9 protein-coding genes are annotated in these 13586 nt (G+C 67.7%); 2 read left to right on the top strand and 7 right to left on the bottom strand.

Features of this window, described 5'->3' with window-relative positions:
- Positions 1 to 34 precede the first annotated feature (34 nt).
- Entirely contained in the window at positions 35 to 811 is a 777-nt protein-coding gene (locus ACPTTC_RS34820) for a class I SAM-dependent methyltransferase (protein ID WP_423395887.1), read from the top strand.
- Positions 812 to 1151: 340 nt separating this feature from the next.
- Here ACPTTC_RS34820 and ACPTTC_RS34815 read toward each other — a convergent pair whose 3' ends face one another.
- The 6 genes from ACPTTC_RS34815 to ACPTTC_RS34790 form a co-directional block, all read right to left on the bottom strand.
- Positions 1152 to 3836: a glycoside hydrolase domain-containing protein gene (locus ACPTTC_RS34815; RefSeq protein WP_423395886.1), complete on the bottom strand. Its 2685-nt coding sequence runs from the start codon at positions 3834 to 3836 to the stop codon at positions 1152 to 1154.
- A 323-nt stretch (positions 3837 to 4159) separates the two neighbouring features.
- Positions 4160 to 5347, bottom strand: coding sequence for a YncE family protein (locus tag ACPTTC_RS34810; protein ID WP_423395885.1), 1188 nt, complete (start codon positions 5345 to 5347; stop codon positions 4160 to 4162).
- Between the two features lie 127 nt (positions 5348 to 5474).
- Positions 5475 to 6989, bottom strand: coding sequence for a M81 family metallopeptidase (locus tag ACPTTC_RS34805; RefSeq protein ID WP_423395884.1), 1515 nt, complete (start codon positions 6987 to 6989; stop codon positions 5475 to 5477).
- A 147-nt stretch (positions 6990 to 7136) separates the two neighbouring features.
- On the bottom strand, positions 7137 to 8561 hold the full coding sequence (locus ACPTTC_RS34800; protein WP_423395883.1) for an aldehyde dehydrogenase family protein: 1425 nt from the start codon (positions 8559 to 8561) through the stop codon (positions 7137 to 7139).
- A gap of 30 nt (positions 8562 to 8591) precedes the next feature.
- Entirely contained in the window at positions 8592 to 9989 is a 1398-nt protein-coding gene (locus tag ACPTTC_RS34795; RefSeq protein WP_423395882.1) for an aspartate aminotransferase family protein, read from the bottom strand.
- Positions 9990 to 10046: 57 nt separating this feature from the next.
- On the bottom strand, positions 10047 to 11438 hold the full coding sequence (locus ACPTTC_RS34790) for an APC family permease (RefSeq protein ID WP_423395881.1): 1392 nt from the start codon (positions 11436 to 11438) through the stop codon (positions 10047 to 10049).
- Between the two features lie 251 nt (positions 11439 to 11689).
- Between ACPTTC_RS34790 and ACPTTC_RS34785 the strand changes: the two genes are divergently transcribed.
- Complete coding sequence (locus ACPTTC_RS34785) at positions 11690 to 12784, top strand: AraC family transcriptional regulator ligand-binding domain-containing protein (protein ID WP_423395880.1); 1095 nt, start codon at positions 11690 to 11692, stop codon at positions 12782 to 12784.
- A gap of 78 nt (positions 12785 to 12862) precedes the next feature.
- Here the strand turns inward: ACPTTC_RS34785 and ACPTTC_RS34780 are convergent, their stop codons facing one another.
- Positions 12863 to 13258 carry a surface-adhesin E family protein gene (locus ACPTTC_RS34780; RefSeq protein ID WP_423395879.1) on the bottom strand — a complete coding sequence of 132 codons (396 nt, stop codon included), beginning with the start codon at positions 13256 to 13258 and terminating at the stop codon, positions 12863 to 12865.
- Positions 13259 to 13586: the final 328 nt, after the last annotated feature.

Raw genomic sequence — 13586 nt, 5'->3', positions numbered from 1 at the left:
GCGCACGCCTCGCCGGCGAACGGGAGACAGGAACTTGAATCGCGACCTGAACCGCCATCCAACGGCGCTCGCCTGCAAAGTGTGTTCGGCCCAGGCGCGCATCTGCGGCCTGGTCGATTTTTCGCGCTGCGGCGCCGATGTCATGGCCGGCAAGAAAGTCGACCCGTATGCCGGCATCCCGATCTACTACCACGCGTGCGAGCAATGCGGCTTCACGTGGGCGCCCGCGTTCGACGACTGGACGCACGACGATTTCGCGCAGCATGTGTACAACGCCGACTATGCGCGCCACGACCCCGATTACCTCGAGATCCGTCCGCAACAGCACGCCGACCTGATCTGCGGCAGTTTTCCGGAAATGCGCGAAGGCCGGATTCTCGACTTCGGCTCGGGGCTGGGCTTGCTGGAACGGAAGCTGTCGTCGCGCGGCTTCGCGGACGTCACCTCGTACGATCCGTTCTCGCACCCGGTTCCGCCCGAAGGCCGGTTCGATACGATCCTGTCGTTCGAAGTGTTCGAGCATCATCCGGCGCCGCTGGCACTCTTCGACCAGATCGCGCGCTACCGGAAGCCCGACGGCGCGTTGCTGTTCCAGACGTCGCTGATCGACCGCGACATCATCGAACGCGGCATCGATCAGTGGTGGTACTGCGCGCCGCGCAACGGGCACCTCTCGTTTCACACCACGCGGTCACTGACGCTGCTCGCCCAACGCCACGGGCTCGAATACGGCGCGTTCAGCTCCGAACTGCACGTCATCTTCGATCGTGCGGCGACGCCGCGCTGGCTCGACAGGTTTCTCAAGCCGTAACGGCTTGCCGGCCCGCCGGCAAGCAACGAGCGCCGCGCGCATTCACGCGGCGTTTCACCGGCTGGCTCCCGCTTGCGCTTGCGCGGCATCACGCGGCACACGCCACCGTCAGCAGAGCGCGAACGTCGGCACGGCCGGCACGGTGGGCGCGACCGTCGCGGAACCGGCGGCGCCCGATGCCGGATCGATATCGCCGTTACAGCCGGCGAGCCAGCGCATCCTGGCGAGTGCTGCGCTGTAAGACAGGAATTTCCGGCGCGATTTCGATGTCGTGTCGTTCTCCCGAATTGCGTCGTTTCGACGGGCACACACGGCAGCCCCTGCGCGCGCCCGCTTGCGTTTATCGCGCGCCGGCCTGGCGCATGCGCGTCGCGGCCGACGATCCGCCGGCCGTCATCTGCGTGTAGTCCGCATTCGGACCGGACGGCGGCGTCAGGTTGTCGGCGGCCGCCCACTGCGTCGGCGTCGCGGACAGCGCGTAGTGCATCGTGCCGCCATTGGCGATCTTGCCCAGCGGCAGCCATGAACCCGCGTAGTCGGCGCCGTTGACCTTCAGCGACTGGACATACGCAAACGACGGGCGCCCCGCACTGTCGATCGTCACCTGCTGGTCGCTGTCGAGCCGCAGCGTCTTGCCGTTGCCGAGCCAGACGGTGATCCCGCTGAACTGCGGCGTGGACAATGCCAGCCCCGCCTCCGACGGAATGACCGGGAACATCCCGAGCGCCGCCCACACGTACCAGCTCGACGTCGCGCCCATGTCGTCGTTGCCCGGCAGCCCGTCGCGGCCGGTCGTGAACGCCTTCGACATGATGATCGGGAGAACGTACTGTGCGCCGCTCGGCTGCCCGGCCCAGTTGTATCCCCACGGCGACTGGAACGACGGTTCGTTGCCGATATACAGGTGGTTCGACGATTCGCCGCCGTTCAGGCTGCCGGAGGACGGCACGGTCGAGAACGGCGTCGTGATCGCAAACAGGTTGTTCAGCCGCGTGACGGCCGCCTGCTTGCCGCCGATCGCGTCGATCAGCGCGCTCCAGTCCTGCGCGAAGGTCCAGAAGTAGTTCGGTTCCGTCGATTCGTGGAACGAACCCTGCACGAGCGTGCCCAGCGTGCCGGGCGCCGAGCCGGCCGGCGGCGCGTTGCGCGCGGCGATCACCTTGTTCGTGTCGTCGAAGATGTTGCGCCACCACCCCGCCCGCGTGTACAGCGTGCCGATGTCGTCGGTCGTCACGCCGACCGATGGCGCGTTCAGCACGCTGGCGGGCAGCGCCTGCAGGAATGCGGCGGCGGAACGGTCGCTCAGGACGCGCTCGATGGTTGCCGACGACGAGTGACCGTCGTCGCTCTGCGACAGGTAGTGGGCCGTCAGGAAATTGGCGAGCCCCGCTGCGCTCGTGCGGTCGTTGCAGGCGCTGGACGGATCGAACACGGACTGCTTCGTCAGGCGTGCGGCCGACACCAGGTCGAAATCGGTCGCGCCGAACTTGTACGCACCGGCAATCACGTTCAGCGCGTTGTCGCCTGCCATCGGCGTCGAGTCGTCACTGCCGTCGACCCAGTGCGGGAACGCGCCGCACTGCAACGCGTCGACGACGAGCGACTGCATCATGTCGCTCGATTCCTTCGGTGCGAGCAGCGCCAGCAACTGCGCCTGCGACCGGTAGGTATCCCACAGCGAGAAGCCCGTGTAGTGGTCGCCCGTGCCGCCCAGCGAGCCGTCGGCGCGCCGGAACGCATAGTCGCCAACCCTGGCCGTCGCGCGCGGCGCAACGGTGCCGGTCTGGTCGACCGACGTCGGATAGCTGCCGTCCGCGTTCCTGGGCTGGCGCATGCTGCGGAATTCGCCGTTCGTGTCGCTGTAGAGCGTCGGCGTGCCGAACACGCGATAGAGCGCGGTGTAGAACTTCGTCAGATTCGCCTTCTGCGTCGCGTTCAGCGCGGCGGGGGTCGCGGCCTCGTCGATCTGGATCGTGTTGAGCCGGTCGTTCCACAAGCCGGACGCGTTCTTGCGTGCGTCGTCGAACGCGAGTTTCTCGCCTTCGGCTTTCAGGTTCGCCTGCGCATTCCGGACGCTGACGGACGACACCCCGACTTTCACGGTGACGGTCCGGTCCGCGTCGGTCAGGTCGAACTGCAGCGTCGCCGCGCCGTTGCTGGCGGTATTCACCGCCGACGTGCCCGCCTGCTTGCGCAGCGGCTTGTCGAAGGTCGCATAGAAATACACGGGTGCGTTCCAGACCGTGCCGTACGGCGTGCAGAACGCGGGCGCCACGGCCTGCCCGCTCATCGACTTGCCGTCGCTCGCGCGCGCCAGCGCGACGTGGTTCGCGGTGACTTTCGTGGCGCCAGCATCGCTGTTGCCATTCAGCTTCGCGTCGATCGAGAAGAAGCCCTTGTCCTTGTTCGTGTACGTGAAGCGCGCGATGCCGGAGCGCGCGGTCGCGCTCAGTTCCGTCACGATGCCGTTCGACAGCCGGACCTTGTAGTACCCGGGTTCGGCCGTTTCATCCGCGTAGCGGTACCCGATGCCGACCGGCCGGCCGCCCGATGCCACGGCCGTTGCCGCATCGGTCGGCAGCATCGCGACCGTGCCCTGTCCCGGGCACCCGACACCGCTCAGGTGCGTCACGCTGAAGAAGTCGATCGTGCCGCCCGTCCCGCCCGACGACAGGTAGCCGCCCGAGCCGTTGAAGTCGTCGCGCGGCGTGTTCGGCCCGAAATTCACCATCCCGAACGGCACCATCGCACCCGGGCTCACGTTGCCCGCGTAACCGGAATCCGCGTTGACCTGCGTGCCGATCAACGGATTGACGAACTGCGTCAACGCCATGTTGCTGCGTTTCGGCGCAGCCGGTTGATCGGGCTGGGACGGTTGCGACGGCCCCGCGGTCGGCGGCACGGTCGACGGCGTGTCTCCCGCGCCGTTGTCGGCCGTCCGGACCCCGTTCACGTCGTCGCCGCCACACGCGGCCAACGCCGCGCAAGTCATCGCGGCGACGAGCAAGAGTCGTGGATGTTTCATTTTTCGTTTAGCACCGTTAATTAAAACGATTGATCCGGCGCCGATCGTTGCCACCGCAACCGTCGCCTCCACAGCCCTGTCTCCGGGAACGTTACAGGCTTCCCAGGGGCTTACAGTGCCGCAACGACTGTTTATTCACTACGAGAAGTTTCCCGAATTTTCAGTTTGTTTAACTAAACAATTCGGCGTTAAGCGGCTTGGGGTACCCATATCCACCATTTGTTGCGTTGCAACGGCGACACATGGAAGGGGCATGGAAGGGCGCCAGGTGAATCCGGGCGCCGCATGAACTAACGAAACCGAACGAGTCGATGCCGGGCGCGTCAGCGCGGCAACGTGCGCAACGAAGACGGGCCGCCCGACAGCGCGATCCGCTTGCCCGTATCGTGCAGCGTGCCGCCTTCGACCGAATAGAGCGCGAGTTGCCGCTCGACGTTGAACTGCACGATCACGTGCCGGCTGTCGGCGGTGAACACGATGCCCTGCGCGGCTTCGCCGCCGGGCAGCTCGCTCACCTTCACGGCCTGCCCGTTGCGGATCTCGAACAACAGCACCTTGCCGATCTTGTGGCGGCCCGGATTGTCGGGCGTCAGGTTCGAGCCGTCCATCGCCTGCACGGCGATCCACTTCCCGTTCGGCGAGATCGCGACGCCCTCCGGCAGCGACGGCACCGTCAGGTACTGGACCGTGCGGAACGGCACGCGCGACACGTCGATCAGCGCGACCGAATCGGCGTCGCCCGCCAGCGTGCCCGTATAGCCCGGCAGCCCCGCGAGCCCGACGTTGCTGACGACGGCCCAGCGGTTGTCGCTCGACACGTCGATCGTGTAAGGCGCGACGCCGGTGCTCAGGCGCGACCCGCTGTCGGTCACCTTGCCGTCGTCGACGTTCAGCACCGCGATGCCCTGCTCGTCGCGCAGCGACACGAGCGCATGCTTGCCGTCATGCGTGAAGCTGATCCCGGCCAGCCGCTTCTTGCCGATCTTCAGGTTGCCGTCCAGCGTCACGTTCGTGCCGTCGATGCGCAGGATCGACACGCTGCCGTCGACGTTCGCGACCAGCGCGAGCTTGCCCGAGCGGTCGATCGCGATCCCTTGCGGATGCGTGCCGAGCTCGATGCGCGCGATCGACGGCGGCGCGGCGTCGAGATTCACGACTTGCAGGAACGTGTCGAACACGAGCTGCTTCGCGGCCGTGTCGTAACGTGTCGGCGCGCCGACGAGCGCGAGCTTCGCGTCGGGCGTGATCGCGACCGCCTGCGGCGGCCCCTGGATGCCGTTCTCGACATCGACCTGCAGCGCGACCTTCGGCGGGAACGTGCTGGCGTCGAGCAGCGTCAGCGTGTCGGCGGGCGGCGCGGCCAGATAGGTGTCGCGGCCCTCGACGCGCTGGTACTTGCCGTCGTTGCCGGACACGATCCAGTCGGCGGCATGGGCGGCAACGGCCGTCGTGGCGAGGGTCAGCGCGGCGAGCAGGCGCGCGCTGCGCGGGCGGAAAGGATTCGAATGCATGGCGGTCGGTTCTCCGGATCGGTTGCGGACGCAATGAATGGATCGACCCAGCTGCTCGACGGGTCGACGCCACCGCATGATGCCCGAAAGCCGGCCAATCCGGCGCCTCGCGCCCGGTTCGTTTCCGTCAATCCGTCCGCTGCGTCCGCTGTGCGCCGGACGACGGCCACGCGTCGACATCGTCGAGCGGATACACGGGCCGCGCGAGCCGCTCGTAGCGGAACAGCCCGTAGTCGGAACCCGTCACGCCGCGGCTGTCGCACTCGACCAGCGCGGCCGCGATCGGCACGAACACCGGCCGGCAATACATCCGCGACTTCAGCAGCAGGAAGCGCGCACGGCGCGGATCGACACCGACGCTCTCGAACACGCCGAGATCCCAGGGCTCCTGCGTACGCTCGCTGATGACCAGCGTGGCCGCGCCGATATCAAGCACGGCCGTGCGGCCCATGTATGCGCGCTGGCCCGTGTAAGTCGGCCCCGTGATCACGTATTCGCCGTCGGTGAGCGCGCGCACGATGCCGGTCGCGCGGAACGGCTCGCGCCGCACGCCGCCGTGCGACGGCAGGCGGTTGCCGACCGGTACCGTGACGGTCGCGCCGACACCCGCGTCGATCAGCGCCGCGACGGCCTGCGGGTCGCACAGCGGCCCGCTGACGATGCCGTCGAGCCCATACTCGAGCGCGGCCTCGAGCAGGTCCATCGTGTCGCACGGGCCGCCCGACATGCAGTTGTCGCCGTGATCGAGCATCAGCACGGGGCGATCCGCGCCACGCGCGAGCGCCGCAGCCTGTGCAACCGATTCGGCGAGCGGCGCGCTGCGATAGACGAAATCGTCGCGCTCGTCCCAGATCTGCCGTGCGATGCGCTCGGCCACCGCGTCGGCCGCGGCCCGGTCGCCATCGGCCACCACGACGACGCTGATGCACGGCGCGGGAATGTCCGCGAGCGAGAAGCCGGGCAGCACCGAGACGGCGAGCATCCCGTCGGCCTCGGCCGCGCGCGCGGCCTCCACCGCGCGCCGCATCGCACCTTCCGCGCTCGCGCTGCGCAGCGTCGAGGTCATCAGCGGCGGCTGCCGCCACGCGAGCACGGGCCGCGCGCGGCCGTGCAACTGGTCGAGCAGCACGCGTGCCGCATGCTCGCCGGTCTCGACCATGTCGACGTGCGGGTAGGTCTTGAAACTGACGATCACGTCCGCGTGATCGATCATCTTCTGCGTGACGTTCGCGTGCAGGTCGAGCGCGACCGCGATCGGTGCGCCGGGCAGCGCCGCGCGCACACGCGCGAGCAGGTCGCCCTCGCCGTCCACGCTCTGCTCGGCCACCATCGCGCCGTGCAGGTCGAGCATCACCGCATCGCAGCCGGGCGCTGCCGCGACGATCGCGTCGCAGATCGCCGCATACGCGTCGGCCGCGACGGGCCCGCTCGGGTTCGCGGCCGCCGATACGGGCGTCACGATTTCAGCGCCCTCACGCTCGGCCGCATCGATGAACGCGGCCATCGCGGTGCGCATCCCGCGGTTCGCGCGATACGCGTCGTCGCCCCAGTCGGGGCCGGTGCGGCCGAACGCGGCAAGCGGCGTCGGCACCGGCGAGAACGTGTTGGTCTCGTGGTTCATCCGCGCGATCAGGATCTTCATCGCACGCGGCCCACCGCGCCGCGCATGCGTTCGGTCATCTCCGTCATCTGCATCGTCGAATTCCTCCCAATCGATCAATCGATGTACAGGGGTGCGGTGCCCCTTCCCGCGGGACGCCGCCGCCCGGGCAGCGCATCCGCGCGTCGCTCAAGCGTACCCCGTCGTGCCCTTCGTCTCCAGATACTCGACGAGGCCGAACTCCGCATACTCGCGGCCGTTGCCCGAGCGCTTGTAGCCGCCGAACGGCGCGGCCGGATTCCATGGCGGGTAGTTGATGTGGACATTGCCGACCCGCAGCCGCGCCGCCACCCTGCGCGCCCGCTCGGGATCCTTCGACTGCACGTAGGCCGCGAGCCCGTAGACCGAATCGTTCGCGAGCGCGACGGCCTCGTCCTCGGTGCGGTAGGTCATGATCGCGAGCACCGGCCCGAAGATTTCCTCGCGCGCGATCGTCATGTCCGGCGTGACGTTCGAGAACACCGTCGGCCGCACGTAGAACCCGTCGCCGAGCCCGTCCGGCCGCCCGGGGCCGCCGGCGACGAGCGTCGCGCCTGCTTCGATTCCGAGCCGGATGAAGTGCTGGATGCGGTCGAACTGCGTGCGGCTGACCACCGGCCCGATGCCGGTTTCCGTCGAACGCGGATCGCCGACGACCGTGCGTTCCGCCTCCCGCCGCGCGGCCTGCTCGGCCTGCGCGAGATCGTCGACGTGCACCAGCATGCGCGTCGGCGCATTGCACGACTGGCCGCTGTTGCTGAAGCAGCTGCGCACGCCGCGCGTGACCGCCTCGTCGATATCGGCGTCGGGCAGGATCAGGTTCGGGCTCTTGCTGCCGAGCTCCTGGTGCACGCGCTTCACGGTATCGGCGGCCGCCTTGGCGACCTCCACACCCGCGCGCGTCGACCCCGTGAACGACACCATGTCGACGACCGGATGCCGCGACAGCGCGTCGCCCACTTCATGCCCGTAGCCGTGCACGAGGTTGAACACGCCGGGCGGCACGCCGGCTTCGTGCAGGATCTCCGCGAACAGGATCGCGCTGAACGGCGCGATCTCGCTCGGCTTGAGCACCATCGTGCAGCCGGCCGCGAGCGCCGGCGCGACCTTGCACACGATCTGGTTGATCGGCCAGTTCCACGGCGTGATCAGCGCGCACACGCCGATCGGCTCGTGCGACACCAGCAGCGAATCGGTCTGCGTGCTGAAGCGGAACGACTGCAGCGCGCGGATCGTCTGCTCGAGGTGCGCGGTGCCGACCGCGGCCTGCGCTGAGCGCGCGAACGCGATCGGCGCGCCCATCTCCTGGCTGATCGTCTGCGCGACCTCCTCGTAGCGGCGCTGATAGATCTCGAGCACGCGCCGCAGCAACGCGACGCGCTCGTCCACCGGCCAGCGCGAATACGTGTCGAACGCCTGCTTCGCCGCGCCGACCGCGCGATCGACGTCGGCCGCGCCGCCGATCCTGAGCTGCGCATACGGCCGCGCGGTGCTCGGGTCGATCACGTCGATCGACCGCGCATCGGCCGGATCGAGCCACCGGCCGTCGATATAGGACTGTTGTGAGGTTCGCATCGCATGCTCCTGAAATGAAGGACGCCGCGCTCAGCGCGTGGCCCGTGCATAGGTGTCGACGAGGACGTCGCGGATCTTCGCGACGAACCACACGATCTCGTCACGCGACATCACGAGCGGCGGAGAGAATTGCACGATCGGCGTGCCTTCGTGATCGACGCCGGCGCGACACAGCAGCCCTGCGTCGAAGATCGCGGGCGCGAGCAGCGTCGACACGAACGCCTGCGCACTGATGCCGGCCGCCCAGCGGCGCGCGGCCTTGTCGGTCACGAGTTCGAGCGAGTAGTGATAGCCGTCGCCGCGCACGTCGCCGACGCACGGCAGTTCGAGCAGGCCGTCGAGCGTCTGGCGGAACACCGCTTCGTTGCCGCGCACGTTCTCGAGCACGCCTTCGCGCGCCATGATCGCGAGGTTCGCGAGCGCGGCCGTGCACGCGACCGGGTGGCCGCCGTACGTCGCGCCGTGCAGGAACATCTGCTGCGGGCCGTCGAGCACCGTGTCGACCACCGCATCGCTCGCGATCACGCCGCCGAGCGGCACGTAGCCCGACGCGATGCCTTTCGCGAACGTGATGATGTCCGGCTTCAACCCGTAGCGCGCGGAGCCGAAATATTCGCCGAGCCGGCCGAACCCGCAGATCACCTCGTCCGCGACGAGCAGCACGCCGTGCCGGTCGCAGATGTCGCGCAGCCCGGCGGCATAACCGGCCGGCGGCGTCAGGCTGCCGCCCGCGTTCTGCAGCGGCTCGACGACGATCGCGGCGACGGTATCCGGCCCCTCCTGCACGATCAGCGATTCGATCTCGTCGAGCAGGTGGCGCGTGAACTGCGCTTCCGTCTCGCCCGCCGGGCGCCCGTAGCGCTTCGTGTTGCCCACGTGCCGCACGCCCGACATCAGCGGCTCGAAATGCTTGCGGAAGTTCGTCATCCCGTTCAGCGCGAGCGCACCGAACGACGTGCCGTGATACGCGACGCGACGCGCGATGAACTTGCGCCGCTGCGGCTCGCCGCGCGCCTGATGGTACTGGCGCACCAGCTTGATCGCCGATTCGTTCGACTCCGAGCCGCTCGACGTGAAGAACACGCGATTCAGGCCTTCCGGCGCGAGCGCCGCGAGCTTGTGCGCGAGACGGATCGCCGGTTCGTGGCCATAGCCCCAGTTGGTCGCGAACGGCAGCCGCACCATCTGCTCGCGGATCGCGTCGCCGATTTCCGCGCCGTGGCTGTAGCCGACCTGCACGCAATACAGCCCGGCCAGCCCGTCGAAGTAGCGCTTGCCGTTGCGGTCGACGAGCCAGCAGCCTTCGCCGCGGTCGAACACGGTCAGCGCGTGGTCGCGATACGCATCGGCGTGCGTGAAATGCATCAGCAGGTGGCGTTTGCCGATGGCCTGCAGGTCCGCACCGGGATTGACGTCAACGGCGTTCATGGATGATTCCTCCTTCAGGGTTTCAGAGCCGGCGGCCGGCAACCGGCCACCGGTCGTTCAATTCATCGACAGCGTCGGTGCCGGGCGCGTGAAGCCGCGCGTCAGCCACACGAGCTGGCAGAGGCCGAGCACGAGCCAGCCGATGCCGACGTAGAACGTCTGGCGCGACAGGCCCGACCAGAGCCACACGTTCATCGCGAAGCCGATCGCCGGCATCACGCCGAACGTGATCCAGCCCGCGAAGCGGCGATGCTCGGCGCGGCACAGATAGCTGCGCATCACGCACAGGTTCACGACCGCGAACGCGACGAGCGCACCGAAGCTGATCATCGTCGACGCGAGGTCGAGCGTGATGAACAGCGCGGACAGCGACACGATGCCGACCGCGAGCGTCGCGCGCACCGGCGTGCGCAGCCGCGCATGCAGATGGCCGAATACGCGTTCGGGCAGCACCCGGTCGCGCCCCATCGCGAACAGCACGCGCGTCACGCTCGCCTGCCCGGCCATCGCGCTCGCGAAACAGCCGGCCACGTACACCGCGACGAAGAACGCCGACAGCGTGCCGCCGCCGATGCGCCGCATCAGTTCGAGGCTGGCCGAATCGAGATCCTTGAATGCGTGCCAGTCGGGAAACACTACTTGCCCGACGTAGGCCACCAGCATGAACAGCACGCCGCTCGCGAGCGTGCAGAGCAGGATCGCGCGCGGCACCGTGCGCGTCGGCTCGCGTGTTTCCTCCGACAGCGTGGTAACCGCATCGAAACCGAGGAACGACAGGCACAGGATCGCGGACCCGGCGAAAATCGCATGCGCATCGCCCGACGACGGCAGCGCGACGGCCATCGATAGCCCTTCACCCGCCGCGACCCGCGCGGAAGCGACGAAGAAGATCGTGATGAACACGAGCTGGCTCGCGATCAGGATCAGGTTCACGCGATTGACGAGCCGGATGCCGACGATGTTCAGCCCGGTGATCAGCACGATGCTGCCGACGATCCACACGCCGGCCGGCACGCCAGGGAAAATCTGCTTCATGTAGATGCCGATCGCGAGGTAGCTGATCATCGGGATGAACAGGTAGTCCATCAGCAGGGCCCAACCGACCATGAAGCCGGCCGACGTGCCGAAGTTTCGGCTGGCGAACGTATAGGCGGACCCGGCGCTCGGCATCAGCCGCGCCATGTGGCCGTAGCTGCGCGCGGTGAACAGCATGGCGACCAGCGTGAGCGCATACGCGGCCGTCAGGTGCCCGTTCGTCTCGCTCGTGACGAGCCCGTAGGTCGTGAACACCGTCATCGGCAACATGTACGCGAGGCCGAAGATCACCAGCGTCGCGAGCCCGATCGGACGGGGCTGGCGGCGCTCGTCCGCATCGCCTCGCATGGCGTGCGCGCCGAACTCATGCGTCGCGGCGGCCGATGCGTATCGACCTGGGCTGTCGTTGTCCATGCTGTCCTCACGTGGGTGGCGTTCACGGCGTCAACACTCGTTCGCCCGGCGCGGCCGGCGGCGCACGGCTGGAAGAAAGTGTGGTGCGCCAAAAAATCGGCCACGAATGAGAAAAGCGGACGTATTCAGGGGATATTTACGGACACGGTGCCGCGCGTCGCGCCGGCGAGTCATGCATGATGCGGTGCCGCACTGGCGTTTTGCGGACATTCCGGCTATGTTCTACGCGACCCCGTCGCCCCGTCAGCCCCATGAACAGCCGCTCCCATCCCAACCCGAGCCGGGCCGAGCGCAGCCTGCGCTCGTCGCTCGGCCTCGCGCGCCCGGCCGGGCGCCAGGAGGACATTCCCGCCACCGTCCACGCGATCGCGGTCGCGCTGGACGAGTGCCGCGTGCGGCATATCGACGGCGCCGCGCTGCTCGAAGGCACGGGGCTCGGCGCCGACGAAGTCGCGTCGCCGAACCTGCACGTGAATCGCGGCCAGGAGCAGCGCTGCTTCCGCAACCTGCTGCAACGCAGCGGCGTGCCGTCGATCGGGCTGTCGATCGGCGCGCGGTTGCATGTGTCGACGCTCGGCCTCGCCGGCTACGCGATGCTGATCAGCGGCTCCGTGATGCAGGCATTCCGGTGCATGAGCCAGTTTCCGCTGTTCATGGGGCTGTATTTCGACGTGCGTATCGATGCGCATCCGGACGGCATGAGCGTGACAATCGGCCGTTACAACGGCGAGCCCGATCTCGAGGTGTTCCAGGTCGACATGTGCCTGTCCAGCCTGCGCCTGATCGTGTCCGATCTCGTCGGCAAGCCCGTCTGGCCCGCGCAGGTGCAGCTCGCGCGCCGCACACCGCGCAACGCGGCCGACTACACGCGCCACTTCGGCTGCAAGGTCGCGTTCAACGCGAACGACAACCGCCTCGTCTTCACGTCGGTGAACGGCACGGAGATGCCGCTTCTCGCGAACGAAGTCAGCTTCAATGCGTTGCATGGCCAGTGCGAGGCGCTCGAACGGCAGTGGGCCGCGTCGGTCGGCACGCGCTTCGCCGATCGCGCGAGGGAGCTGATGGCGCGCGACCTCGCGCGCTTCAAGTCGATGACGTCGCTCGCGAACGCGCTGCACCTGACGGAGCGCACGCTGCGCCGGCGGCTCGACAAGGACGGCCTCACGTTTCAGGCGCTGCTCGACGACGTGCGCCGCGACGAGGCGGTGCGGATGCTCGACGACCCTGAGCTGACGGTCGCGGCCATTGCGGAACGTCTCGGCTACAGCGAGCCGCGCAGTTTCCGCCATGCGTATCGGCGCTGGACCGGGCACGCGCCGCGCGCCGGCTTGGACTCCGACGCGTGAAGCGCAACGGGCGCCCGTCTGGACAACCCACGGTAAGCGCTCCCGACGAGCGATGGCAATCCGGCTGCGTTGCCGGTATCAGGACGCTCCGCACACGTAATTCATGACCAGCGTCTGAATGGAGTCTCGCTGGACATAGTCGTAGTCATCCGCGTCTTCACGAGAAACATGAACCTGGCCCGGTTGAGTTCCAGTCATGCGGGTCTTGCCCATCGCCCAGGTCTTGTTCGCGCAGTCGAATATCCAAATGGAAACGAGGCTCTTCACCGGAAACGGCGCCGAAAAACGGCGCGGCTCGGCGTAGACGATCCTGACCGTCACCCACGAATTGAGCGGGCGTCGCTCGACAGAAGCAGGGGCGACATAGAGCGCGATAGCCGGACCCGGGCCAAGCGTGACCCAGTTCTCCGCCCATGCGCCGCTTGCGACGAGCGCAAGCAATGCGCCCGCGATCCAGCGTTTTTTCATTTTCATTCCTCGAATCCGGTTCGATGAATTCCGGCGTCCCGATTCTACTTTCCCTGTCGACGCGAAGTGCGCATTTCGATCCGGATCATTCGCCGGCCTCGACGTATTTCGGTTGATCGACATCCGGTCATGCGTATCGATTATTTATCGAAAAGCCCCCAACCCGGAATGAAGATCGCCTCGAATCGACTCGCGTAGAATGCCCGCAACAATCAAGCATCAAGCCGAGCGGGCCGCCCTTTCATTCCACTCGCACCGGCGCAACGCGAACAAGACAACTCGAACAAGCCCCGTGGCATCCGCCGACGGCGCCGCCCCGACCGGGCGGGCGCCA

This window comes from Burkholderia mycopellens (genome assembly GCF_964265025.1).
In the GTDB taxonomy this organism is placed as follows: Bacteria; Pseudomonadota; Gammaproteobacteria; order Burkholderiales; family Burkholderiaceae; genus Burkholderia.
This window is presented reverse-complemented; position numbering and strand designations above follow the sequence as displayed.

Bases quoted from the DNA above. Each gene is read 5' to 3' on its own strand.
- ACPTTC_RS34815 (WP_423395886.1), bottom strand. From the start codon at position 3,836: ATGAAACATCCACGACTCTTGCTCGTCGCCGCGATGACTTGCGCGGCG.
- ACPTTC_RS34810 (WP_423395885.1), bottom strand. From the start codon at position 5,347: ATGCATTCGAATCCTTTCCGCCCGCGCAGCGCGCGCCTGCTCGCCGCG.
- ACPTTC_RS34805 (WP_423395884.1), bottom strand. From the start codon at position 6,989: ATGAAGATCCTGATCGCGCGGATGAACCACGAGACCAACACGTTCTCG.
- ACPTTC_RS34800 (WP_423395883.1), bottom strand. From the start codon at position 8,561: ATGCGAACCTCACAACAGTCCTATATCGACGGCCGGTGGCTCGATCCG.
- ACPTTC_RS34795 (WP_423395882.1), bottom strand. From the start codon at position 9,989: ATGAACGCCGTTGACGTCAATCCCGGTGCGGACCTGCAGGCCATCGGC.
- ACPTTC_RS34790 (WP_423395881.1), bottom strand. From the start codon at position 11,438: ATGGACAACGACAGCCCAGGTCGATACGCATCGGCCGCCGCGACGCAT.
- ACPTTC_RS34785 (WP_423395880.1), top strand. From the start codon at position 11,690: ATGAACAGCCGCTCCCATCCCAACCCGAGCCGGGCCGAGCGCAGCCTG.
- ACPTTC_RS34780 (WP_423395879.1), bottom strand. From the start codon at position 13,258: ATGAAAATGAAAAAACGCTGGATCGCGGGCGCATTGCTTGCGCTCGTC.